Annotated in this window: 17 protein-coding genes and 1 pseudogene; 11 read left to right on the top strand and 7 right to left on the bottom strand. The window is 74.4% G+C overall.

Features of this window, described 5'->3' with window-relative positions; genetic code table 11:
• Positions 1-208 precede the first annotated feature (208 nt).
• Entirely contained in the window at positions 209-1,747 is a 1,539-nt protein-coding gene (locus ACIQNG_RS11760) for a cellulose binding domain-containing protein (RefSeq protein WP_401484228.1), read from the bottom strand.
• A 144-nt stretch (positions 1,748-1,891) separates the two neighbouring features.
• The gene (locus ACIQNG_RS11755) at positions 1,892-3,223 is read right to left on the bottom strand and encodes a radical SAM protein (RefSeq protein ID WP_401426065.1); all 1,332 of its coding nucleotides are present in this window, start codon (positions 3,221-3,223) and stop codon (positions 1,892-1,894) included.
• 219 nt (positions 3,224-3,442) lie between these two features.
• Between ACIQNG_RS11755 and ACIQNG_RS11750 the strand changes: the two genes are divergently transcribed.
• From ACIQNG_RS11750 to mmuM, 5 genes are all read left to right on the top strand, one after another.
• Positions 3,443-4,684 carry an FAD-binding protein gene (locus ACIQNG_RS11750; protein WP_401426062.1) on the top strand — a complete coding sequence of 414 codons (1,242 nt, stop codon included), beginning with the start codon at positions 3,443-3,445 and terminating at the stop codon, positions 4,682-4,684.
• Positions 4,685-4,805: 121 nt separating this feature from the next.
• Entirely contained in the window at positions 4,806-7,682 is a 2,877-nt protein-coding gene (locus ACIQNG_RS11745; protein WP_401484226.1) for a glycoside hydrolase family 2 TIM barrel-domain containing protein, read from the top strand.
• A 378-nt stretch (positions 7,683-8,060) separates the two neighbouring features.
• The gene (locus ACIQNG_RS11740) at positions 8,061-8,879 is read left to right on the top strand and encodes a helix-turn-helix transcriptional regulator (RefSeq protein ID WP_401426057.1); all 819 of its coding nucleotides are present in this window, start codon (positions 8,061-8,063) and stop codon (positions 8,877-8,879) included.
• Positions 8,880-9,073: 194 nt separating this feature from the next.
• A complete protein-coding gene (locus ACIQNG_RS11735; protein WP_401426054.1) occupies positions 9,074-9,652 on the top strand; it encodes a TetR/AcrR family transcriptional regulator in 579 nt (192 codons plus the stop codon).
• Positions 9,653-9,858: 206 nt separating this feature from the next.
• Positions 9,859-10,773, top strand: a complete 915-nt coding sequence (gene mmuM, locus ACIQNG_RS11730) for a homocysteine S-methyltransferase (RefSeq protein ID WP_401484223.1) — start codon at positions 9,859-9,861, stop codon at positions 10,771-10,773.
• Between the two features lie 29 nt (positions 10,774-10,802).
• On the opposite strand, the gene ACIQNG_RS11725 is transcribed toward mmuM, so the two are convergent.
• Positions 10,803-12,359, bottom strand: coding sequence for a carboxylesterase/lipase family protein (locus ACIQNG_RS11725; RefSeq protein ID WP_401484221.1), 1,557 nt, complete (start codon positions 12,357-12,359; stop codon positions 10,803-10,805).
• Positions 12,360-12,862: 503 nt separating this feature from the next.
• Here ACIQNG_RS11725 and ACIQNG_RS11720 point away from each other — a divergent pair.
• A complete protein-coding gene (locus tag ACIQNG_RS11720) occupies positions 12,863-13,678 on the top strand; it encodes an SAM-dependent methyltransferase (RefSeq protein WP_401484219.1) in 816 nt (271 codons plus the stop codon).
• Between the two features lie 40 nt (positions 13,679-13,718).
• Here the strand turns inward: ACIQNG_RS11720 and ACIQNG_RS11715 are convergent, their stop codons facing one another.
• Complete coding sequence (locus ACIQNG_RS11715; protein ID WP_401426048.1) at positions 13,719-14,459, bottom strand: class I SAM-dependent methyltransferase; 741 nt, start codon at positions 14,457-14,459, stop codon at positions 13,719-13,721.
• Between the two features lie 138 nt (positions 14,460-14,597).
• Between ACIQNG_RS11715 and ACIQNG_RS11710 the strand changes: the two genes are divergently transcribed.
• Positions 14,598-15,002 (top strand): VOC family protein, encoded by a 405-nt coding sequence (locus ACIQNG_RS11710; RefSeq protein ID WP_401484216.1) that lies wholly within the window; start codon positions 14,598-14,600, stop codon positions 15,000-15,002.
• Here ACIQNG_RS11710 and ACIQNG_RS11705 read toward each other — a convergent pair.
• Both ACIQNG_RS11705 and ACIQNG_RS11700 read right to left on the bottom strand, forming a co-directional pair.
• A pseudogene (locus ACIQNG_RS11705) lies at positions 14,988-15,677 on the bottom strand (helix-turn-helix domain-containing protein); the annotation flags it as partial. The gene ACIQNG_RS11710 and the pseudogene ACIQNG_RS11705 sit on opposite strands and share 15 nt — an antisense overlap.
• 120 nt (positions 15,678-15,797) lie before the next feature.
• Positions 15,798-16,742 (bottom strand): cupin domain-containing protein, encoded by a 945-nt coding sequence (locus ACIQNG_RS11700; protein ID WP_401484214.1) that lies wholly within the window; start codon positions 16,740-16,742, stop codon positions 15,798-15,800.
• A gap of 123 nt (positions 16,743-16,865) precedes the next feature.
• Between ACIQNG_RS11700 and ACIQNG_RS11695 the strand changes: the two genes are divergently transcribed.
• On the top strand, positions 16,866-17,678 hold the full coding sequence (locus ACIQNG_RS11695; RefSeq protein ID WP_401484212.1) for an NAD(P)H-binding protein: 813 nt from the start codon (positions 16,866-16,868) through the stop codon (positions 17,676-17,678).
• A 19-nt stretch (positions 17,679-17,697) separates the two neighbouring features.
• Here ACIQNG_RS11695 and ACIQNG_RS11690 read toward each other — a convergent pair whose 3' ends face one another.
• Positions 17,698-18,864: a YihY/virulence factor BrkB family protein gene (locus ACIQNG_RS11690; RefSeq protein WP_401426040.1), complete on the bottom strand. Its 1,167-nt coding sequence runs from the start codon at positions 18,862-18,864 to the stop codon at positions 17,698-17,700.
• Between the two features lie 109 nt (positions 18,865-18,973).
• Here ACIQNG_RS11690 and ACIQNG_RS11685 point away from each other — a divergent pair, with 109 nt between their 5' ends.
• From ACIQNG_RS11685 to ACIQNG_RS11675, 3 genes are all read left to right on the top strand, one after another.
• Positions 18,974-20,605 carry an acyl-CoA dehydrogenase family protein gene (locus tag ACIQNG_RS11685; RefSeq protein ID WP_401484209.1) on the top strand — a complete coding sequence of 544 codons (1,632 nt, stop codon included), beginning with the start codon at positions 18,974-18,976 and terminating at the stop codon, positions 20,603-20,605.
• Positions 20,606-20,915: 310 nt separating this feature from the next.
• Positions 20,916-22,223: a GAF domain-containing protein gene (locus ACIQNG_RS11680; RefSeq protein WP_401484207.1), complete on the top strand. Its 1,308-nt coding sequence runs from the start codon at positions 20,916-20,918 to the stop codon at positions 22,221-22,223.
• A gap of 83 nt (positions 22,224-22,306) precedes the next feature.
• The gene (locus ACIQNG_RS11675; protein WP_401484205.1) at positions 22,307-23,599 is read left to right on the top strand and encodes a hypothetical protein; all 1,293 of its coding nucleotides are present in this window, start codon (positions 22,307-22,309) and stop codon (positions 23,597-23,599) included.
• Positions 23,600-23,704 lie beyond the last annotated feature (105 nt).

Here is a 23,704-nt window from a genome sequence, read left to right as displayed (position 1 = left end):
GCGGTCCCGGCGCGCAGTGGGTGAGGTCAGCCGGTGACCGCGGAGGTGGAATGGATGGTGTACGGGATGCGGGCAGCGCCCATCACGGAGACAGCCATCGGTCGACACCTCCTCATCACTCGCTCGCGGTACGTCGGCGGCCGTGCGGCCACCGCGGGACCCGGCAACTCTAGCCCGGTGTCCGGGATCGCCGTCAACCGCTTTTCCGTCAGCCGGTACGGCAGGTGCGGCCGTTCAGGGTGAAGTCCCGCGCGGGGGCGTTCCCGTGGTCCCTCAGGCCGACGAAGCCGAAGGCGAGGGTGCCGTCGGCGGGGACGGTGCGGTTGTAGTGGGCGGCGCGGGCGGTGACGCGGGAGCCCTTCTGGTCGATGCGGGTGTCCCACATCGAGGAGATCGACTGGCCGTCGGGGAAGGTCCAGCCGACGGTCCAATTGTCGAGGGGCCGCTCGGTGGTGACCTTGACGACGGCCTCGAAGCCGGTCGTCCACTCGCTGACGATCTCGTAGGTGGCGTGGCAGGGCGCCTCGGGGCGCCGGTCGCCCCCGGTCCCGGTCCCGGACCCGCTGCCGGTTCCTTCGCCGTGCCGGTTCCCGGTCGCGGAGGTTCCCTGCGGCTCGGGCTCCGGCTCCGGCTCGGACGCCGGCTCGGCGTCGGGCTCCGGCCCGGCGTCGTGGCCCGGTACCGGGGCCTCGCTCCCGGCGGCGGAGGGCTTCGGCGGCTCCGCGGCCCGGGGCGACCGGGAGGACCCGGCGGACGGGGCGTCCTGGACCGCCTCGGTGACGTCGGGGTCGGTGGCGGGCACCCGGTCGGCGGCGTCGCTCTTGCCGTCCCCGAAGGGCATCAGGGAGACGCCGAGCGCGACGAGGGAGACGACCACGGCGGTGGCGACCAGGCCGCCGCGCAGCGCCCGGATGCGGCACGGGGTGGCGTCGGCGGCGCGGACGGCCGGGACGGCGCCGGTGGCGAGGCGTACCTCGGCGGCGCGGCGGCGGCGTTCGAGATAGGCGAGGCCGCCCCAGCCGAGGATGCCTCCGGCGAGCGCGGCGGGCAGGGCGCCGCCGTGCACCCGCAGGCATCCGGCTGCCTCCGAGCAGGTCGCACAGCGGGCGACGTGCCGGGAGAGGTCCTCGGGGGTGTCGGCGACGGCGGTGCGGGTGACGGCGTCGAGCAGCCGGGCGTGGCCGCGGCACTCGGCGTCCAGCGGCCGGTCGAGATGGTTGCGCAGGCAGCGGTCGCGGAAGAGTCCGCGGACCTCGGTGAGTTCCTCGGCGAACCCGGCCGGGTCGAGCCCGAGCCTGGCGGCGACGGTGCGCGGCGGCAGCGCCTCGACCTCGGTCAGCCAGAGCAGGGCCGCGTCGGGTCGCTGCATGTCCTGGAGGGCGCGCAGCGCGAGGGGGCGCTGGGTGGGCGGTCCGGTGGGGCGGGCGGCCTGTCCGGAGGTGAGCCACAGCCGTAACTGGGGGTCGAGGCGGTGGCCCTGGCCGCGGGCCTCCCAGTCGGCGGCGGTGTCACGGACGGCGGCGAGCAGCAGGGGCAGCCGCGGCAGGGTGGCGGGCCGGCGTCCGGCGCCCCGCCCCGCGACGCCGGTGCGTACCTCGCGGACGCCGTGCGCGAACGCCTCGGTGGCCAGGTCGGCGGCGGCCTCGGAGCCGACCGCGCACAGGTCGGCGTAGGAGAGCACGGTGTCCCAGCTCTCGTCGAACTCCGCGGCCCCGGCGGCGTCGTGGGGCGTGGGCAGGTCTGGCATCGGTCTCCCGCGTCGAAGCGAGGTCGGCTCACTCTGTGGACAGCGAGGTCAACTCACTCCATGGATACGTCAGTTGCGGGGAACCTCGCGAGCGCCGTCGAGCCTTTCACGCGTTCCCCGCAACTGACAAGCGAGCATTCCGCCCTACGCCTGGACCGGTTCCTCCGCGGGCTCCCGGGCGGGGAGGCTGTCCATGAAGGAGCTGACCGAGAAGACGGCGTTGCCGGGGCCGGGGGGGCCGTAGCCGGGGGGTGAGGAGAGACCGAAGTCCTCCATCGTCTGCCGGTACGCCTGGAGCAGGCGGATGTGGTACTCCAGCGGGGCGCCCTGGGGGTTGGCCTTGCCGAGCGGGGTGGTGGGCTCGGGGCACCAGGTGGTGAACCGCGGGGTGATGCCGTGGGACATGAAGAAGCGCAGCCCCTCCGTGGTGGAGGCGATGGCCTCGTCCACGGTGGTGAAGCCGAAGGGCTCGGCCATCTCGACACCCGCGACGAAGTTGGGGATGACGTTGCGGGCGCCGAAGATCTCCGCCGAGTCCAGGATGCGGCGGTGCCACTCGTCCCGGCCGACGTAGCGCTCCTTGCCCGGGCAGTACAGCTCGAACAGCCGGCGGTCCCACACCTCGTAGTTGGGGTGGTAGATCTGCACGCCGTAGTCCTTGAAGCGCTGCACGTCGTCGCGAGGCAGGGCCTGGGCGACGACCTTGCCGATCCAGCGGCCCGGGAAGCGCTCCTCGATGGCCTTGGCGTAGTGGCCGTAGAAGTCGGCCTCGTCGCGGCCGGCGACGGTCTTGGTGATGGCGCCGCCGGTGAGGGTGTAGGCGGTGGAGGTCTTGGCGGTGTCGTAGCGGTCGATGATCTCCAGGGCCTCCAGCACCTCCTCCACGTCCTTGACGCCGGTGTAGGGGCGTCCGGCCGCCTTGTGCTGGCGCCAGTTGTGGTTGATGTCGCAGTACTGGCACTCCTCCTTGGCGCCGAAGTACTGGCAGACCCGGAAGACGGTCAGGTAGATCAGATAGCCCCACTGGATGGTGGGGGCCACCTCCATGACGGACTTCCCGTTGGAGAGGGTGTGCCGGTAGTACTCGGGCATCGGCGGCACCCCGACGTCGGCGATGCGCTTGCCGTCGAGGTAGAGGCCGAGCATGCCGGAGTCGTCGGCGGCGACCCGGTAGGGGGAGGCCGGGTTCACGCGGACGGAGACCACGGTGCGGCGCAGGTCGTAGGGGCCGCCGGTGAGGATGATCTCCTCGGGCGGCCGGCGCAGCGCGGCCTCGCCCAGTTCGGGCAGGGTGCCGTGGTCGAAGGAGAAGATGAAGTACGACTTCGGTTTGACCTCACCGCCCTCGTTGTCGCTGAGCGCGGAGGGGTCGAACGCGAGGCCGCCGCGCAGCAGGTCCTCCTTGAAGACGGCCTCCCGTGGTACCTGCGGGAAGCGCTCCATCAGATCCTCGACGAGCGCGGTGCGGCTGCCCATCCCGTTGTCTCCTCCCTGCGGCGGTGTTCCGCTCCTCACGGTATGCCCCCGGCTCCGCCTGGTGTGCGGCCGGGTCCACCGGAGTGGCGTCGACGCTTCCGGCGGATCTCGCCGGAGCCGCCAGTATCGCCCAGGTCACGGGGGTGTCGTGGCACTGGACCGGGGTGCCGGGGGCAGTGGTGTGATGATCCCGACACGTCCGCCGGGAGGGGCCGCCGTATGACCGTGACGAACTGGGCCGGGAACATCGTCTACACCGCCGGGCGGGTGCGGCGGCCGGTGAGCGTGGCGGCGCTGCGCTCGCTGGTGGCGGGCAGCGCGCGGGTGCGGGTGCTGGGCAGCGGGCACTCGTTCAACACCCTGGCGGAGCCCGGGCCGGGCGGCACGCTGCTCTCGCTGGACGCGCTGGAGCCCGTGCTCGACGTGGACACCGGGCGCCGTACGGTCCGGGTCTCGGGTGGGGTCCGGTACGCGGAACTCGCCCGCGCGGTGCACGCGCGGGGTCTCGCGCTGGCCAATCTGGCCTCGCTGCCGCACATCTCGGTCGCCGGGTCGGTCGCCACCGGCACCCATGGCTCGGGGGTCGGGAACGGGCCGCTGTCCGACGCGGTGCGGGAGGTGGAGCTGGTCACCGGTGACGGTACGGAGGTGCGGATCGGGCGCGGGGACCGGCGGTTCGGCGGGGCGGTCACCGCGCTGGGCGCGCTCGGGGCTGTCACCGCCCTCACCCTGGACCTGGAGCCCGCCTTCGAGGTCGAGCAGCGGCTGTTCACCGAGGTGCCGCTCGCCGGACTGGACTTCGAGGCGGTGATGGCGGCGGCGTACAGCGTGAGTCTGTTCACCGACTGGCGGGCGCCGGGCTTCCGGCAGCTGTGGGTCAAGCGGCGCACCGACCGGCCGCTCGCGGACCTCGGCTGGGGCACGCCCGCGACCGGGCCGCTGCATCCGGTGCCGGGGATGCCCGCGGGCCACTGCACCGAGCAGCTCGGGGTCCCCGGGCCCTGGCACGAACGGCTGCCGCACTTCCGCGCCGAGTTCATGCCGAGCAGCGGGGCGGAGTTGCAGTCGGAGTATCTGCTGCCGCGGCGGCACGCGCTCGACGCGCTGCACGCGCTGGACGGGCTGCGGTCCGTGCTGGGGCCGGTCACCCAGATCTGCGAGGTGCGCACGGTGGCCGCGGACGGTCAGTGGCTCAGCCCGAGCGGGGGCCGGGACTCGGTGGCCGTGCACTTCACCTGGGTCCCGGACACCGCCGCCGTACTGCCGGTGGTCCGGCGGGTGGAGGCGGCCCTGGACGGCTTCGCGGCCCGGCCGCACTGGGGGAAGGTGTTCGCGGTCCCGGCGGAGGTGGTGCGGGAGCGGTACCCGCGTCTGGCCGCCTTCCGTGAGCTGGTCGCCGCGCTGGATCCGGGCGGGACGTTCACCAACGCGTTCGTCCGGCACCACCTGGGTCCGGTGTGACATGCCGTTACGCCTTTTCGGTGACGGTGCCGGTGCCGGCGGCCGTGCGTCCCGCGGATCCCGGAGACTTCCTGGGATGCCCGGAGGGACCATCGCTCCCAGGGCCGACCGAGGAGACCGGATGTCCTTCCGCACCACCACCGCCCCCGCCTACGTCGAGGATGTCTCGCCGGGCAGCGGGGCCCTGCCGCCCCGGGCCGGGTACGCGGCCTCGGACGCCGCGACGCTGTCGCTCGACGGCACCTGGCGCTTCCGGCTGTCGCCGGACGCGGGCAGCGCGGACGAGTCCTTCGCCCGGCCCGGGTACGACGCCGGGGACTGGGCCGGGATCGCGGTGCCCGGCCACTGGGTGCTCCAGGGCGAGGGGGCGTTCGGCGCCCCGATCTACACCAACCACACCTATCCCTTCCCGGTGGATCCGCCGCGCGTCCCGGCCGAGAACCCGACCGGCGACCATCTGCGCGTGTTCGACCTGCCCGACGGCTGGCCGGACGGCGGGGACGCGGTGCTGCGCTTCGACGGGGTGGAGTCCTGCGCCCGGGTCTGGCTCAACGGGACCGCGCTCGGCGACTTCAAGGGCTCCCGGCTGCCGCACGAGTTCGCGGTCGGCGCGCTGCTGCGGCCCGCCGGCAATGTGCTCGCGCTGCGGGTCCACCAGTGGTCGGCGGGGTCGTACTTGGAGGACCAGGACCAGTGGTGGCTGCCCGGGGTGTTCCGGAGCGTGACCCTCACACACCGCCCGCCGGGCGCCGTCCGTGACTTCTTCGTGCACGCCGCCTACGACCATGTCCAGGGCGAGGGCACCCTCCGGGTCGACTCCGACGTGCCCGGCCGGGTCACCGTCCGCGAACTGGGTCTGGACCTGGCGACCGGCGAGACCGCGCGGGTGCCGGTGGCGCCGTGGACGGCGGAGACCCCGAGGCTCTACGACGCCGTCCTGGCCACGGCGGGCGAGCGGGTCCCGCTGCGGATCGGCTTCCGGACGGTCGCCCTCGACGGTGGGCTGATCAAGGTCAACGGGCGGCCGGTGCTGTTCAAGGGCGTCAACCGGCACGAGTGGCACCCCGAGCGGGGCCGGGCCCTCGACCCCGCCACCCTGCGCGAGGACGTGCTGCTGATGAAGCGGCACAACATCAACGCGGTGCGCACCGCGCACTATCCGCCGCACCCGGCCTTCCTCGACCTGTGCGACGAGTACGGGCTGTGGGTGATCGACGAGTGCGATCTGGAGACCCACGGCTTCACCGAGCAGGACTGGCGGGACAACCCGGTGGACGACGACCGCTGGACCCCGGCCCTGCTGGACCGGGCCGCGCGGATGGTGGAGCGGGACAAGAACCACCCCTCCGTGATCATCTGGTCGCTGGGCAACGAGGCCGGCACCGGCCGCGGACTGACCGCGATGGCCCGCTGGATCCGCGCCCGGGACTCCTCACGGCTGCTGCACTACGAGGGCGACCCCACCTGCCGCGACACCGACATGTACACGCGGATGTACGTGGACCACGCCGAGACCGAGCGGATCGGCCGCGGCCTGGACGGCGGCCCGCACCGACGCCGCCGGCTGCCCTTCCTGCTGTGCGAGTACGCGCACGCCATGGGCAACGGGCCGGGCGGCCTCGCCGACTACCAGCGGATCTTCGAGACGTACGAGCGGATCCAGGGCGGGTTCGTCTGGGAGTGGATCGACCACGGCCTGAAGGACCCGCGGTACGGGTTCGCGTACGGCGGCGACTTCGGGGAGGAGGTGCACGACGGGAACTTCGTCTGCGACGGGCTGCTCCTGCCCGACCGCACCCCGTCCCCCGGTCTGGTCGAGCTGAAGAAGGTCGTCGAGCCGGTCCGGATCGAGGGCGACGGCACGGGCGGCACGGTCCGGGTGACCAACCGGCAGGACTTCGCCGATCTGGCGGCGTTCGCCTTCACCTGGTCGTACGAGATCGAGGGCGGGACGGCCGGGACGGGCCCGCTGTCCGTGCCGCCGCTCGCGCCGGGCGAGTCGGCCGAGGTGAAGCTGCCGCAGCGGCCCGAGGGGACCGGTGGGCCGGCCGGTGAGGCGGTGTGGACGGTCCGGGCGGTGCTGGCCGGGGACACGGCGTGGGCGGAGCGGGGCCACGAGGTGGCGTGGGCCCAGCTGCCCGCCGCCGCGCGCCCGCCGGTCTCCCCCGGCCCGGTCGCCCGCCCGGTCGAGCGCGAGGGGCGGATCACCCTCGGGCCGGGTGTGTTCGACGCCCGCTCCGGCGCGCTGCTGGCGGTCGGGGAGGTGGCGGTGGAGGCGCTGCGGCTGGATGTGTGGCGGGCGCCGACCGACAACGACGAGGGCGCCCCCTGGCAGCCCGAGGCCCGCCCCGGCCCACTGTGGCGGCGCCTCGGGCTGCACCGGATGCGGCACCGCACCGACGGGGTGGAGGTCGGCGAGGACACGGTGACCGTACGGTCCCGGGTGGCGCCGGCCGGCCGTGAGGTGGGCCTGCGCACGGTCTACCGCTGGACCGGCGACGGCACCCGGCTGCGGCTGGCCGTCACCGTGACGCCCGAGGGCGAGTGGACGGTACCGCTGCCCCGGCTCGGCGTCCGCTTCGGGCTGGCGTCGGCGGACGGGGTGGAGTGGTTCGGCGGCGGTCCCGGCGAGGGCTACCCGGACACCGCGTCGGCGACCCGGCTGGGCCGCTGGCGGTCCACCGTCGACGCGCTCCAGACGCCGTACGTCCGCCCGCAGGAGAACGGCGCCCGGCCCGCGGTGCGCTGGGCGGAACTGGGCGGACTGCGGATCGAGGGCGACCCGGAGTTCTGGCTGACCGCACGCCGCTGGACCACCGAGCAGCTCGACGCGGCCCGGCATCTGACCGACCTCACGCCGGGCGACACGGTGTGGGTCAACCTGGACCACGGCCAGACGGGCATCGGCTCCCAGTCCTGCGGTCCGGGCACCCTGCCGCCCTACCGTCTGCGGGCGGAGCGCGCGGAGTTCAGGTTCTCGTTCTCGCCGACACGGTGAGATGCACGGCCCGGTGAGGCGTACGGCGGACGGGGCGCAGGGCGATCGGGGCGCACGGCGCCGGGGGGCGGTGGTCCTCCCGTACCCCCGTGACGGGAGGGCGCCGCCCCGGCGCGCGGGCTCAGTGCCTCCGGTCCTTGCGGAGCCTCCGGTGCCGCCCGGCCTCCGCCCCCGGCGCCGTACAGCCCCAGCCCGAGTCGTCGTCGCCCTCGGCCGTGGCCCTCGACGCGTCCGCCCCGCCCCACACCCGTCGCCGTAGCACTCGTGCTCCTCTCGGATCCGCCGGTCTCGTCCCCCACATGCTCACGCGGGTGACGCCCGGGTCCCAGGCCCTCTGCGACCCTGGGACCACCAGACCCACCCAGGGACAATGAACCCATGGCAGCAGCAGGGGAGTTGGGTCAGTTCCTGCGGTCGCGGCGGGCGCGGATCCGGCCGGAGGACGTGGGGTTCGCGTCCGGGTCGGGACCGCGCCGGGTGCCGGGGCTACGGCGGGAGGAGGTCGCGCATCTGGCCGGGGTCAGCGTCGACTACTACGTACGGCTGGAGCAGGGCCGCAACCGCGGGGTGTCGGACTCGGTGCTCGGCGCGGTCGCGGGGGCGCTGCGGCTCGGGCCGGACGAGCGGGAGCATCTGACCCGGCTGGCCCGCCCGGACCGCGCCCTGGACACCCCCGAGGAACGGGCGCCGCGCCCGGGAGTGCAGCAACTGCTGGACTGGATCGGCGCCCCGGCGCTGGTCATGGGCCACCGGATGGACGTCCTGGCGTGGAACCGGCCGGTGTGCGCGCTGGTCACGGACTTCGGGCGGCTGCCGCGCGCCGAGCGCAACCTGGCCCGGCTGCATCTGCTGGACGAGGAGATCGGCCGCCGCTACCCGGACCGGGACTTCATCGCACGGGAGGCGGTCGGCCATCTGCGGATCGCAGGCGCCAGACATCCGCAGGACGCCGAGCTGAAGCAGCTCATCGCCGACCTCGGCGCACGGGTTCCGGAGTTCCGCCACTACTGGGAGCGGCACACCGTGCAGGTCAAGTCCTCCGGGCACAAACGGCTGGTGCACCCGGAGGCCGGCGATCTGACCCTGGCCTACGAGATGACGCACTTCCCGCACGAGCCGGACATGTGCCTCCTCGTGTACACGGCGGCCCCGGGCACCCCGGAGGCCGCCGCGCTGCGGCAGATGGCCAAGGCGTGAGCGACCGCCGCGCCCCGGTTTCCTGGAGCCCTTAGGATTCTTCCTGTCCGTCCAAGGACGCGAGCAGCGTCCGTCCCGCTTCGGCGTCGGGCATCGGACGTCGGACGTCGGACGTCGGACGTCGGGCGTCGGACGTCGGGCGTCGGACGTCCCGCTTCCGACGTCGAGGGAAGACCGAAGGTGGTGGAGCGACCGTGCCCCGAGTGGGCCTCACGCCCGAGCGGGTCGTGGCCGCCGCGGCCGAACTCGCCGACGAGGTCGGCCTGGAGAAGGTCACCGTCTCCGCGCTGGCCCGGCACTTCGGCGTCAAGGACGCCAGCCTGTACACCCATGTCCGGGGCCTGGCCGACCTGCGCACCCGGCTCGCGCTGTACGCGGGCGGCGAGTTGGTCGACCGGATCGCGGCGGCGGTCGCGGGCCGGGCCGGGAAGGACGCGCTGGCGGCGTTCGCGGACGCGTACCGCGACTACGCGCTGACCCACCCGGGCCGTTACGCGGCCACTCGGCTCCCCGTCGACCAGGACCTGTGCGCCGACCACCCCGCCCCGCGCCGCGCCACCGACCTCACCCACGGCATGCTCCGCGCCTACGACCTGGCGGAACCCGACCTCACCGACGCGGTCCGTCTGCTGCGCAGCACCCTCCACGGCTACTGCGCCCTGGAGGCGGGCGGCGGCTTCGGCGCCCCCAGGGACGTGCACCGCTCGTGGGAGCGGGTGGTGGAGGCCCTCCACGTGACCCTGACCCACTGGCCGCGCGAGGAAGCGGGCTGACCGCGGCTGAGGTCCTGTACGGCAGGGAGCCGAGGGTGAGGGCGAGCTTCAGGAGGCGTGGTCCCAGGCGTTCGGCAGCAGCAGCGGCGGACCGGTGTGGTGCAGGGCGGCGAAGGCGCTGGTGGTGGTCATGAGGGAACGGTAGGCGGGGATTGTTCCGGTACGCGCCTCACTGTCGGCGCCGGGGAGCGGATTAGTGTCGGTGTATGACCAGCGGAACGACCTCCCCTCCCCTCGCCTCCGCGCTCGCCTCCCGGACGCTGGTGCTGGACGGCGGGATGTCCAACCAGTTGGAGGCGGCGGGGTACGACCTGAGGGACGGGCTGTGGTCGGCGCGGCTGCTGGCCGAGCGGCCCGAGGCGATCGTCGCGGCGCATCTCGCGTACTTCCGGGCGGGGGCGGACGTGGCCATCACCGCGAGTTATCAGGCGACGTTCGAGGGGTTCCGTGCGCGGGGCGTCGGACGGGAGCGGGCCGCCGGGCTGATCGGGGCGAGTGTGGGGCTGGCCCGTGAGGCGGCGCGGCGGGCCGGGGCGGCGCGGCCGTTGTGGGTGGCGGCGTCCGTGGGGCCGTACGGGGCGATGCTCGCGGACGGGTCCGAGTACCGGGGGCGGTACGGGCTGGGCGTGGCTGAGCTGGAGCGGTTCCACCGGCCCCGGATCGAGGTGCTGGCCGGGGCGGCGCCGGATGTGCTGGCGCTGGAGACGGTGCCCGACACCGACGAGGCGGTGGCGCTGCTGCGGGCCGTGCGGGGGGTGGGGGTGCCGGTCTGGCTGTCGTACAGCGTGGCCGGGGGACGCACCCGGGCCGGGCAGCCGTTGGAGGAGGCGTTCGGGCTGGTGGCGGAGGTGGACCAGGTGATCGCGGTCGGGGTGAACTGCTGTGCGCCCGGGGAGGTGGCGGACGCGGTCGCCGTCGCGGCCCGGGTGACCGGGAAGCCGGTGGTCGCGTATCCCAACAGCGGGGAGGGCTGGGACGCCGGGGCGCGGGCCTGGGCGGGCCCGTCCTGCTTCGACGCCGGTGCGGTGCGGGGGTGGCGGGACGGCGGGGCCCGGCTGGTCGGGGGATGCTGCCGGGTGGGGCCGGAGGCGATCGCCGAGGTGGCGCGGGCGCTGCGGTAGCGGGCGGAGGGCCGTCGCGGCCCGGGGTCTCACGTCCGTCTGACGTTGCCGGGGAGCCGCAGTCGCCGTACCACCGAGCGGAGTTCCGTCATCCGGGCGGGCAGTTCCGCGGGGGGTGGGGGCGGCTGGGCGGGGGTCCGGGGGCCGGGGGCCGTCGTCCAGAGGGAGAGTTCGGCGTCCCGGGGGCCCTTGGCGGTGTGGGAGGGGCCCGCTCCGAAGAGGTGGGTGGGGTGGGTGGCGTCCCAGTGCGGCCAGCCGGGGGTGCCCTCGCGGGCGAAGCGGACCCAGGCGGCGTGCATCTCGTCGGCGAGGTCCTGCGGGGCGCCCTCCCCGGCCAGCAGGACGGCGTCCGGGGCCTTGCCGGTGCCGAACACGAAGCCGAGTTCGAGGGCGTGGCAGGCGCCCAGGCCGGGGCGCAGGGACGGCCAGGCGAACTCGTAGACGTAGGAGGAGCGCGGGCGGGCGTCGGCCAGCCGGTGCAGGGGCAGCCGGAGCAGATGGTCGGTGACCATCTGGCCGACGATCTCGGCGGGGCCCGCGCCGGGCCGCAGGGTGCGGTAGCCGCGCGGTACCTCGTGGCCGCAGCGGCAGCGGGCCATGGCTGCGGCCAGGGCGACGGGGCCGAGCCGGTCGACCCGCTCCAGGAGTCCGCCGGGGACCAGCCAGAGCCGGTACTCGTCGCTGGTCCAGCCCATCATCAGATCGACGCCGGGGGCCGCGCCGCCCTCGGTCAGGGCCTCCAGGGGGTCGCGGGGGACGACGTCCCCGTCCACCACGATGCCGAAGGCGGGGCCGCCGAGCACCGGGCTGCTGAGCCGGCCCACCTCGGCCTGGGTGCGCAGCAGCAGGGCGCGGTCGACGGCGGCGAACGCCTCGGCGGTGGCCGGGATCCGCAGCCGGTTGGCCATCCGGCGCACCATGCGCCGCACCCTGTCGCGGTCGGACACCTCGGGCGCCCCGCTCTGGAGCACCGCGCGCCGCACCAGCCCCTGCGTCTGCGGGGCGGCGATGAGCGCGCCGACGCTGATGGCTCCGGCGGACTGGCCGGCCACGGTGATCCGCGCGGGATCGCCGCCGAACTCCTCGATCGCCTCGTACACCCAGGTCAGGGCGGCGGTCTGATCGCGCAGCCCGGCGTTGGCGGGGGCGTCGGGGAAGAGGCCGTAGCCTTCGACGCCGAGCCGGTAGTTGAGCGAGACCAGGACGACTCCGTCCCGGGCGAAGGGGCCGCCGTCGTAGACCGGGACGGAGGAGGAACCCCTGGTCAGCGCGCCGCCATGGAGCCAGACCAGCACGGGCAGACGGGCGCCCGGGCCAGGCTCGGGGGTCCAGACGTTCAGGTTGAGGCAGTCGTCGCCGGGCACGACCGGGTCGGACAGGTACTGGGCGAACGCCTCGGAGTACGGCGGTTTCGGCGCGGTCGGTCCGAAGGCGCCCGCGTCCCGCACCCCGTCCCAGGGCTCGGGGGGCACGGGCGGTCGGAAGCGGTGGGGGCCGAAGGGGGGCGCGGCGTACGGGATGCCCCGGAACACCGCGACACCGTTCTCGTAGCGTCCGCGCACGGCTCCGTACGGTGTCCTCACCACGGGATCGGCCCGGTCCCCCGGGTCTGTCGGGTCTCTCGGGTCCGCCGGGTCTGTCGGGTCTGTCGGGTCTGTCGGGTCCGCCCAGTCCTCCGGGTCCGCCCGGTCCATGGGGTCCATCGGGTCCGCCGCCGTCATCCGCCCACCAGCCCTTCGCCACGCTCACGCACCGCTCATGTTCGGGCACCCGTTCACCTCAGAGCACCACATCGCGCCGCGGTCTTCCGGCGTACCGAGGGGAGACCAGGGCCGTTCGGGTTACGTCGGGGGTCCAGGCGACCGAATCGCAGGGCTGGAGAGGCCGTCACCTTCGAATCTTGGAAGACTGTCCATGTCGTACAACATCGTGGCATCGTGTACTCGCCACCCCTGAAAAGATGGCCAAAACTCCACCGTGTGCAGGCGGTTTGTGTGCGGCATGCCGTCACAAGGCCACCGCGCCGGTCGGAGGTTCGCCTACGTTGTCGCTGACCTGATCACCCCACTCGTCCGCAGGAGGCACTGCCGTGTCGGAGTCCAACCCCCAGATCGTCACCTCCGCGGAGATACGCGCTCGGATCGACACGACCAAGCCGCACTCCGCCCGTTTCTGGAACTACTTCGTCGGGGGCAAGGACAACTACGAGGTGGACCGCGAGATCGGGGACCACATCAAGGAGATCTTCCCCGGTCTGGTCGACGTCGCCGTCACGAGCCGGCACTTCCTGGGACGGGCCGTGCGCCACCTCGCCGGGGAGCAGGGCATCCGCCAGTTCCTCGACATCGGCACCGGGCTGCCCACCGCCGACAACACCCACGAGGTGGCCCAGCGGGTCGCCCCGGACGCGCGGATCGTCTACGTCGACAACGACCCGATCGTGCTGACCCACGCCAACGCGCTGCTCACCAGCACCCCCGAGGGCAAGACGGCGTACCTGGACGCCAATCTGTACCACCCGGACTCGGTCCTCAATGCCGCCGAGAGCACGCTGGACTTCTCGCAGCCGATCGCCCTGATGATCCTCAACACGCTGGGGCATGTGGCCGATTACGACCAGGCGCGCTCCCTGGTGGACCAGCTCATGGCCGGACTGCCCTCCGGCAGCTACCTGGTGATCAGCGACAGCACCGCCACCAGCGAGGGCATGATCGCCGCGTCGAACGCGTACAACGCCAGTGGTGCCGTGCCGTACTACGTACGCAGCACCGAGGAGATCGCCGGGTTCTTCGAGGGTCTCGACCTGGTCGAGCCGGGGGTCGTGCAGGTGACGCGCTGGCGCCCGGACGGCGCGGCGTCCGAGGTGGCCGTGGACGCGTACTGCGGCGTGGCCCGCAAGCCCTGACCCGGGGTCCGTCGGTGGCCGAGGCGGTCCCGCGGGCGGATCACTCCGCGCCGGGCCGCCGGGCCACGAAGACGAACTCACGCCCCGGACGGTCGGGGGCCTCCCGCACCTCCGCCACGGCGTAGCCGTGCTCCACGAGGTCCGCCACCACCTCGTCCCGCTCGCGGAAGCGCAGGGTCGAGTGCGAGACCAGCTTCTCGGCGGGCGTACCCAGCACGTACGAGGAACGGAAGGTCACCAGCGGCCCGTCGACCCCGACCAGGTCGATCCAGTGCTCCACCGGGCCGACGCCCGCGACGTCGGTCACCTCGTGGGTCCGCGCCCGGTTCCAGCCCTCCCACGCCCGCCGGGCCGGGTCCCGGGTCTCCAGCACCAGCCGGCCGCCCGGCCGCAGCGCCCGGTACGCCCCACGCAAGGTGCGCCGCCAGTCCCGCGCGTCCACGACCGCCTGGGCGGCGTTTCCGGTCATCGTCACGAGATCGGCCCCGAGCACGGGCAGTTCCCCCGCGTCGCCGTGGATCCACCGCACCCGCTCGGCCCCCGCCTTGCCCCGGGCCACGTCCAGCGAGGCGGCGGCGGGATCGACCCCCACCACGTCGAGGCCGCGCCCGGCGAGCAGCAGCGCGAGGACCCCCGTACCGCACCCGAGGTCCACGACACGCCGGGCCCCGAACTCCCGCGCCATCGCCAGATAGGCGTCCAGATCACCGCGATCGGGGTCGAGCGGGTCGTAGAGCCGGGCGAGCCGGGGGTCGGCGAAACAGGCATCGGCTTCAGGCATGGGGCGACGGTAGGGAGGGGGCAGGGACGGGGCAACCGGATTTCGTCGCGCAGGGGCGGGCTCCGGGGCCGCTCCACGGCGCACCCGGTGACCGATTCCTTCAAGACCTCCGCTCCCCCGCGCGCCTACGGTTCCCCCATGACTCCACGTTTCGACGCCATCAGCCTGATCGTCTCCGACATGGCCGCGTCCGTCGCCTTCTACCGCCGACTGGGCCTCGACTTCCCGGAGGACTCCGGGTCCGCCCCGCACGCGGAGGCCGAACTGCCCGGCGGGCTGCGGCTGCTGCTGGACACCGAGGACAGCGTGCGCGGCTTCCACCCCGGCTGGGAGCCGCCCACCGGCTCACGCCACTCGCTCGCGCTGCTGTGCGACGACGCCGCGGAGGTGGACCGGGTCTACGAGGAGTTGGTCGGGGCCGGTCACCACGGGGAGCTGAAGCCGTGGGACGCCTTCTGGGGGCAGCGGTACGCGGTGCTGCACGACCCGGACGGCCACGGCATCGACCTGTTCGCGCCGCTGTCCGGCCCGGCCGCCGAGTAGTTCGCCCAGCGGCAGCCCCGTCAGCTCCTTGACGTCACGGGAGAGATGGGCCTGGTCGGCGTAGCCCGCGCGGGCCGCGGTCTCGGCGTACGGCACCCCCGCCCGGGCCAGCGCCAGGGCGCGCTGGAGCCGCAGGACGCGGGCGAGGGTCTTGGGGCCGTAGCCGAAGGCGGCCAGCGAGCGACGGTGCAGTTGACGGGCGCCGAGCCCGAGCCGGTCGGCGGTGGCGGCGACCGGGCGGCCCGCCGCGAGGGCGGCGACGACCCGGCGCAGCGCGGGATCGGCGGGCGCGGCGCCGGCGGCCCGTTCCAGGACGAGGTCCTCCAGGGCGGTGGCCGGATCGGGGGCGGCGGCGATCCGCGCGGCCGGCCCGCGCACCTCGGCGGCGGGCCACAGCTCGGTCAGCTCCACCCTGCTGTCGCGCAGCCGGTGGGCCGGTACGCCGAGCAGGGCGGGCGCGGTGCCGGGCGGGAAGCGGACGCCGGTCCAGGGGCCGGCCGACTCTCCGGTGGGGACATGCGCGCGGGTGTCGGGGCCCGCGACCAGCAGGCGTCCGTCGTGCCAGAGCAGGTCCATGCAGCCGTCGGGCAGCACCCGCCCGGCACCGCCCGGCCCGGTCGGCCGTACCGTCCAGACGACCGCGCCGGCCAGCCGCGATTCCCGTTCCTCGTACACCTGTCTCAGGCTACGCCGCCGTCACACGGCCCCTCGGTGCCGTCATACGGCTCCTCGCCGCCGTCACACGGCTCCTCGGGCGGCGCCCCGGCCGTTCCGCGGCGGAAGCCAGCCGGCCCCTCACGCCCCCTGTGCCACCCGTGCCCGGTGTTCCTGCGGGCTCACCCCGTACACCCGTTTGAACGCGCTGGAGAGGGCGAAGGCACTGCCGTAGCCGACCTGGCGGGCGATGGACTCCAGGGTGTCGGTGGTGTCGCGCAGCCGGTCGGCGGCGAGGGCGAGGCGATAGCCGGTGAGGTGGGTCATCACGGGTTCGCCGACCAGGTCGGTGAAGCGGCGGGCGAGGGCGGCGCGGGAGACCCCGGCCTCGGCGGCGAGCGCGGCGACCGTCCAGGGGTGGGCGGGGTCGTCCTGGAGCAGGCGCAGCACCCGGCCGACGACCGGGTCGGCGAGCGCGTGGTACCAGGCGGGCGGGGCGGCCTCGGGGCGGGCGAACCAGGCCCGCAGGGTGGCGATGACCAGCAGGTCGAGCAGCCGGTCGAGGACGACTTCCTGGCCGGGTTCGTCGCGGGTGATCTCGTCCAGGAGGAGCGGGGTGAGGGGGCAGTCCCACACCTCCGGGCCGAGCGAGAGCAGCGGGGGCAGCGCGTCGAGCAGCCGGGCGCTGACCTCGCCCGGCCAGAGGTAGGTGCCGATCAGCAGGACGGCCTCGCCGTCGGGACGGTCGCCCCAGGTGCGTACCCCGAGGTCCATGGAGCCGTTGAGGGCGCGGCCGTCGGGGTAGTGGCACACGCCGCCGGGCAGGATGAGCGCCTGGGGCGCGGTGGCGGGGTCGTCGGCGCAGGTGTAGGGGGCGGGGCCGCGCGCGATGGCCACCTCGCCGGGGCGCAGCGGCAGCGGTGGGCCGGTGTCGGGCAGCACCCAGGCGGTGCCCCGGACCATCAGCATCACCGTGAGCGGCGCGCGGTCCTCCACGCGCACGCTCCAGGGCGGGTCGAAACTCGTCCGGATCATGAAGGCACCACGCGCGCGGGGGCCCTCCAGGAGACCTGCGAGAGCGTCCATGGGGGTCAGCGTAGACGCGCGCTTATGGGAATGAGCCGTTCGCCGATGGGCGGGGGCCGGACGCCCGGGTTGACTGGTCACATGACACGCGAAAAGGAACAGAAGACGCGGAACGCTTCGAACATGACGGTGGTCGTGACCGGGGCGTCGGGGCGTACCGGGCGCCGGGTCGCGGAGGCGGCGCGGGCCGCGGGGCTGACCGTACGGCCCGCGTCGCGGGCCCACGGGTTCGACTGGGACGACCGTTCGACCTGGGCGCGGACGCTGCGCGGGGCGGACGCCGCCTATCTGGTGCACCCGGCGGACGTGGGCTCGCCGCAGGCGACCCGGGCGGTGGGACTGCTGGCGCACGACGCGGTGGCGCTGGGGGTGCGGCGGCTGGTGCTGCTGTCGGCGCGGGGCGAGGAGCAGGCGCGGCCGACCGAGGAGGCGCTGCGGGAGTCCGACGCGGACTGGACGGTCGTACGGGCCGCGTGGTTCATGCAGAACTTCAGCGAGGGGCCGCTCGGGGACGAACTGCGCCGGGGCGAACTGGTGTTCCCGGCGGGTGAGGTGGGTGAGCCGTTCGTGGATCTGCGGGACGTGGCGGAGGTGGTGGTGGCGGCGCTGACGGCCGGGGACACCTATGTGCGCACATCGCTCGATGTGTCCGGGGGGCGGCTGCTGAGCTTCGGCGGGGCGGTCGCGGAGATCGCGGCGGGGACCGGCCGGGAGTTGACGTACCGTTCGGTCCCGGCGCCCGCCTACGGGGAGGCGCTGGCCGGGTTCGGGGTGCCGCCGCAGGAGGTCGCTTTCCTGATCGACGTCTTCGAGACGCTCCTGGACGGCCGCAACGCCCATCTCTCCGACGGGGTACGGCAGGTGCTGGGCCGTGCTCCGCGCGAGTTCGCGGAGTTCGTGCGGGAGGCGGCGGCGGCCGGGGTGTGGAAGGAGTGAGCCCGCGGGGAGCGGGGCCTCATCCGTCGTACCGCTTGTCCTGCGGGGGCTCCTCCGTGCTCCGGCCGGTGGCCTTCGCGTGGGCGCGCAGCCGGGCGGAGAGGTCCTCGGGGGGCAGGAAGCGGGACCAGCGCTCGGGGAACTCGGAGGGCATGTCCGGGTCGTCGGGGTCGTCGGGCTCGCTCGCCCGGGCGGCCCTGGCGCGGGCGACGTACTCCTCGACCTGCGCCTCGCGCAGCCGTTCGTTGGCCGCGCGGGCGGCGGCGGTGGCGGCGGCGGGCCAGACCCGGTCGATGGCGGCGTTGACGGCCGCGCCGACCAGGACGGCGAAGGCGGAGACGCCGATCCACAGCAGCACGGCGACGGCGGCGGCGAGCGAGCCGTAGATGGTGGCGCCCTCGACGGTGTTGGCGAGGTAGATGCGGAGCAGGAAGCTGCCGAGGACCCACATGCCGAGGGCGACCAGCGCGCCGGGGACGTCCTCGATCCAGGGGGAGCGCACGGGGACGGAGACGTGGTAGAGGGTGGTGAGGAAGGCGATCGACAGCAGGATGACGACCGGCCAGTACAGGACCTGGACGAGGGTGGTGGACCAGGGCAGGATCCGCAGCACCGCGTCCGGTCCCGCCACCATCAGCGGCAGGGCGACCGAGCCGACGAGCAGCGCCACGAGGAAGAGCAGGAAGGCCAGCAGCCGGGTCTTGACGATGCCGCGCACGCCGTCGAGGCCGTACATCACGGTGATGGTGTCGATGAAGACGTTCACCGCGCGGGAGCCGGACCACAGGGCGAACAGGAAGCCTATGGAGATGACATCGGGCCGGCCGCCCCGCATCACATCGTCCAGGATCGGCTGGGCGATGTCGGTGACGCCCCGGTCGGACAGGACGGTGCGGGACGCCTCCAGCAGATTGCTCTCCAGGCTGGAGATGGTGTCGGTGCCGGTCCAGTCGTCCACGTAGCCGAGCAGGCCGATCATGCTGAGCAGCAGCGGCGGCACGGACAGCAGGGTGAAGAAGGCGGCCTCGGCGGCGAGGCCGAGGATGCGGTACTCGATGCAGGAGCTGACGCTGTCCTTCAGAAGCAGCCAGGCGGTCCTGCGCTTGGAGACGTTCCGGTAGAGGGCACGCGCGCGATGCAGACGGCCGGTGGGCGGCGTCTCGGGGAGGTCACTTGCTGGCTGCACGACCCAAAGGTATCCGCCTGGTCAGGCATCACTCACCCAGGTGGGCGGCCGGGCCCCGACACCGTGTCCCCCGGCGGCCGGTTCCGTACCGCACGGTAGGTTCCGGATCATGGCACGCAGCACGCACACGGTGACCAACCAGCCCCCGCCGTTGACCGGGTACGACGTCTACGGCGCCGACCGGGCGCTGACGTCGGCGGTCGAACGCCATCTCGATCCGGCGCTGCTGGAGACGGCCCGCTCCGAACTGTCGGCGCTCGGGCGGGCCGCCGGGTCGGCGCAGGTGCAGGAGTGGGGGGCGCAGGCGAACGAGCAGCCGCCGCGGCTGCGCACCCATGACAGGTACGGCCGGCGCATCGACGAGGTGGAGTTCCATCCGGCGTGGCACCGGCTGCTCGGCAAGGGCGTCTCGGCGGGGCTGACCGGGGCGTGGGGGCGGCCGGGCGGGCATGTCCGGCGGGCGGCGGCGTTCCTGGTGTGGACGCAGGTGGAGGCGGGCCACACCTGCCCGCTGTCGATGACGCACGCCGCGGTGCCGGCCCTGCGCACCGACCCGCGGCTCGCGGTCTGGGAGCCGCTGCTGACCTCGGCCGTCTACGACCGGGGGCTGCGGCCGGCCGGTGAGAAGGCCGGGGTGCTGTTCGGGATGGGCATGACGGAGAAGCAGGGCGGCAGCGATGTGCGGGCCAACACGACGGTCGCACGGGCGCTCGCGGAGCCGGGGACCTATGAGCTGACCGGGCACAAGTGGTTCTGCTCGGCGCCGATGTCGGACGGCTTCCTGGTGCTGGCGCAGGCCCCGGACGGGCTGACCTGCTTCCTGGTGCCCCGGGTGCTGCCGGACGGGGAGCGGAACGTGTTTCGGCTCCAGCGGCTCAAGGACAAGCTGGGCAACCGGTCCAACGCCTCCGCCGAGGTCGAGTTCGACGGGACCTGGGCGCGGCGGGTGGGCGCGGAGGGGCGCGGGGTGGCCTCCATCATCGGGATGGTCGCGGCGACCCGGCTGGACTGTGTGCTGGGGTCGGCCGCGCTGATGCGGCAGGCCGTGGCGCAGGCGGCCCACCACTGCGCGTACCGCGAGGTGTTCGGGGCGCGGCTGCTGGATCAGCCGCTGATGCGCAATGTACTGGCGGACCTGGCGGTGGAGTCGGAGGCGGCGACCACGCTGGCGCTGCGGCTGGCGGCGGCGTACGACGACGGCGGGGAGCAGGAGCGGGCGCTGCTGCGGATCGCGGTACCGGCCGCCAAGTACTGGGTGACCAAGCGCTGTACGCCGGTGGTGGTGGAGGCGGCGGAGTGTCTGGGCGGCAACGGCTATGTGGAGGAGTCGGGGATGCCCCGGCTGGTGCGGGAGTCGCCGCTGAACTCGGTGTGGGAGGGCGCGGGGAATGTGCAGGCGCTCGATGTGCTGCGGGCGCTGCGGCGGGAACCGGCCGCGCTGGACGCGTATCTGCGGGAGGTCGGCGCGGCGCGCGGCGCGGATCGGCGGCTGGACCGGGCGGTCGGGGACCTGTTGACGGATCTCGCCGATCTGGAGGGGGTGGAGGCGCGGGCCCGGACGGTGACCGAACGGCTCGCGCTGGTGCTCCAGGGGGCGTTGCTGGTGCGCCATGCTCCGCCGGAGGTCGCCGACGCGTTCTGCGCCACCCGGCTGGGCGGTGAGGGTGGGGCGGCCTTCGGGACCCTGCCGCGCACGGCCGCGCTCAAGGCACTGACGGAACGGGCGCTTCCGGGGGTGTGACCTGCCGGGACGCTGGTAGCGAGGGTGGTGCTGCGCCGACACGGCACCACCCCCGCGGCACGGGCCCCGCACGGGGGCCACACCGCTCCCAGGGGGAACGACGTGGTTTAAGTTTCAGCCACCACGGAGGGGTTCACCAGGGTTGCAGGGGGTTGCAACTTGACGGCGCCTGTGCCCGGAGCGTGCCCGTCCGTGACCGGGGCACAGGCACTATGGGACGGGCCGGCGCGACCCGGCCGCACGGCGGTGGGAAGCGTTGTCATCGGCGCTCGGGATCCGCGGCAGAACAGGGCTCTCCAGGAGGACGCAGGTGGCGAACCCGCCGACCCACGTGACGCGACGCGACGCCGTGGACGCGGCGCGCGCGGCCCGGACGCTCAGCGAGGTGCGCGACGCGCGGCTCTCGGGACAGCGCGCCGGGATCGCGCCCCGGCCGGTGATCGAGGAGTCGTGGGGGCGGATGCTGCGCGGCGGACTCGACCCCGACCAGCATGTGCGGTCCGGGCTGCTCAGCGCGGAGGAGGTGCTGCGCCGCCGGGAGAACTCCCCGCTGCGCTCGGTGCTCCCGGTGCTGCGGCAGGGGCTGCTGTCGGTGGCCGACACCGCCCGGCACATCATGGTGGTGGCGGACGAGGAGGGCCGGGTGCTGTGGCGGGAGGGCAGTTCGCCGGTGCTGCGCAAGGCCGACGGGCTGGGTTTCACGCTCGGCGCCGACCTGCGGGAGAACGTGGTCGGCACCAACGGGGTCGGCACCCCGGCGGTGGTGCGGCGGCCGGTGCAGGTCTTCGGCTCCGAGCACTTCACCGCCTCGCAGGCCGACTGGACCTGTGCGGGGGCGCCGATCAGCGATCCGCGCGACGGCCGGCTGCTCGGTGTGGTCGATGTCAGCGGCCCGCTGGAGACGATGCATCCGGCCACGCTCGCCTGGGTCGAGGCGGTGGCCAAGCTCGCCGAGGCGCGGCTGCGCGAGGAGCATCTGGCCGAACTGGACCGGCTGCGGGCGGTGGCCGCGCCGCTGCTGGCCCGGATCGGCGGGCGGGCGCTGGCGGTGGACCGGGCCGGGTGGACGGCGGCGGTCACCGGGATGCCGTACACCGGGCGGGTCGCGCTGCCCAAGGGGTGCCGGGCGGGGCGGCGGACGGTGCCCGGGCTCGGGGTGTGCGCGGTGGAGCCGCTGGCGGGCGGCTGGCTGCTGCGGATCGCCGGTGAGCGGCCCGCCCCCGACGCGGCGCGGATCGTGCTGGATCTCAGCCGGGAGCGGCGGTGGTCGATCGAGGTGTCCGGGGCCGCGGGCGCCTGGAGCCGGGAACTGAGTCCCCGACACGCCGAGTTGCTGTACCTCCTGGCGGTCCACCGTTCCGGACGCGGCGCGGCGGCGCTCGCACTGGAGATGTTCGGCGACCCGGCCCGCACGGTGACGGTCCGCGCGGAGGTGTCACGGGTCCGGCGCTACCTCGGTGGCCTGCTGGAACACCGGCCGTATCGTTTCTCCGAACGGGTCGAGATCGAGGTGATTCCGCCCCGGGACGCACGCGACCTGCTGCCCGCCTCCACGGCACCCACCGTGATCGGGGCCCGGCTGAATACGGGGTCTTCGCCCGCGCGCCGGGGTACCTGACGTAGCATCCCTACGGGCCACCCCTTCTGCGCCTCCGTCAACGTACGGATCGTGAGACGCAGTTGACGCGGCCGGGAGGAGCCATGAAGCAACGCGGCAGACACCGTCGGCGCAAACGGGGCAGGGCGCTGCGCGCGACCCTGGCCGGAGCGGCACTCGCGCTCACCGCCACCGCCACCATGATCAGCGCCTCCCAGGCCACGAACGGCGACGACCCGGGCGCGCTCGCACCACTGAGCACGGTCGCCGAGGCCGACGCGCTGAGCCTCGCCGAGGACCCGGTGCCGGACCGCTCGCTGAACCGGCTCACCGAGGAACTCGGCGCGCCGGTCGGGGTGAACACGGTGCTCGCCGAGACCGAGGGCACCCTGCGCGACACCGACCACTGTCCCTCCGCCGACCGCTCCGCGCTGCCGGTCTCCCCGGAGGCCAGCCGCGCCTACTGCTGGGACGAGGACGACACCCGCGGCTGGCGGGCGGGCGCGGTGACCACCTCCGGCGACGCCGACGACGACGGCCGCTGGGGCCGACACCAGGTGGTGCTCTCCGGCTGGTCCCGCACCGAACCGGGCACGGGTCCCGCCCGCGACCTGGCACGGGTCGCCTTCGTGAACGCCGACGAGACCGCCCGCCCCGACTACTCCTGGGCCCTGCTCGTCGTCCCGGTGGACGGCGGCCGGGACTACCGGGGACTGTTCTCCGGACTGACCGGCATGGTCTGGTACCAGGACAAGCTGGTCGTCACCACCACCGCCGGGGACGCCGACGCCCTCTACGTCTTCGACCTCGACCGGATCCACCGCGCCACCGTCACCGCGCCGACCGTCGGACGGGTGGACGACGGCTGGTCGGCCGCCGGACAGCGGTTCGTGCTGCCCGCCGTCGCCACCTACCGGCCCGCCGCCGCGGACGGCGCCCGCCCGGACACCCTCTCTCTCGACCGCAGCACCACCCCCGACACCCTGGTCGCGAGCGAACGGGTGCCCGAGGCCGCCGACCGCGCCAGCCGCCTCTGGCGCTACCGGCTGAGCACCGACACCGCCCGCCCCGGCCCGCTCTCCGCCGGCACCGGCGGACGGAGCGCGCCCCAGGAGGCGTACGAGACGGACGCCGCCGATCTGCGGGGCGTGCTGGCCTACCGCTCGCAGTGGTATCTGAGCCGCCCCGCGGACTCCCCCGACGACCACGGCACGCTGTGGCGGCAGGACACCGACGGCGCCCGGGCCACCGAGTGCGGGGCGGACGAGGTGCGGGACTGCTGGAGCGGACGCCCGGCGCCCCTGTCGTACTGGGAGGAGTCGGGCGAGGTCTGGTCCCAGTCGGACCGTACGCTCTTCGCCCTGCCGCTGACCTCGCTGGACGACGCGCTGGAGTAGCCCCGGGCCCCGGGCCCCGTCCCCCGGGCCCCTGGAGTGGCCCCCGGGGCCCTCGGACCTCCGACCCTCGGACTTCCGGGCCCGGGCCCGCGCCTCCCGCACGCG

Source organism: Streptomyces sp. NPDC091377 (assembly GCF_044757045.1).
Classification (GTDB): Bacteria; Actinomycetota; Actinomycetes; order Streptomycetales; family Streptomycetaceae; genus Streptomyces.
The sequence above is the reverse complement of the archived record's forward strand: the minus strand, read 5'-3'. Positions and strand labels throughout refer to the sequence as shown.

Coding starts and splice junctions, on each gene's coding strand:
- ACIQNG_RS11755 (WP_401426065.1), bottom strand. CDS start 3,223: ATGGGCAGCCGCACCGCGCTCGTCGAGGATCTGATGGAGCGCTTCCCG.
- ACIQNG_RS11740 (WP_401426057.1), top strand. CDS start 8,061: ATGGCAGCAGCAGGGGAGTTGGGTCAGTTCCTGCGGTCGCGGCGGGCG.
- ACIQNG_RS11695 (WP_401484212.1), top strand. CDS start 16,866: ATGACGGTGGTCGTGACCGGGGCGTCGGGGCGTACCGGGCGCCGGGTC.
- mmuM (WP_401484223.1), top strand. CDS start 9,859: ATGACCAGCGGAACGACCTCCCCTCCCCTCGCCTCCGCGCTCGCCTCC.
- ACIQNG_RS11760 (WP_401484228.1), bottom strand. CDS start 1,747: ATGCCAGACCTGCCCACGCCCCACGACGCCGCCGGGGCCGCGGAGTTC.
- ACIQNG_RS11710 (WP_401484216.1), top strand. CDS start 14,598: ATGACTCCACGTTTCGACGCCATCAGCCTGATCGTCTCCGACATGGCC.
- ACIQNG_RS11750 (WP_401426062.1), top strand. CDS start 3,443: ATGACCGTGACGAACTGGGCCGGGAACATCGTCTACACCGCCGGGCGG.
- ACIQNG_RS11675 (WP_401484205.1), top strand. CDS start 22,307: ATGAAGCAACGCGGCAGACACCGTCGGCGCAAACGGGGCAGGGCGCTG.
- ACIQNG_RS11715 (WP_401426048.1), bottom strand. CDS start 14,459: ATGCCTGAAGCCGATGCCTGTTTCGCCGACCCCCGGCTCGCCCGGCTC.
- ACIQNG_RS11685 (WP_401484209.1), top strand. CDS start 18,974: ATGGCACGCAGCACGCACACGGTGACCAACCAGCCCCCGCCGTTGACC.
- ACIQNG_RS11700 (WP_401484214.1), bottom strand. CDS start 16,742: ATGGACGCTCTCGCAGGTCTCCTGGAGGGCCCCCGCGCGCGTGGTGCC.
- ACIQNG_RS11745 (WP_401484226.1), top strand. CDS start 4,806: ATGTCCTTCCGCACCACCACCGCCCCCGCCTACGTCGAGGATGTCTCG.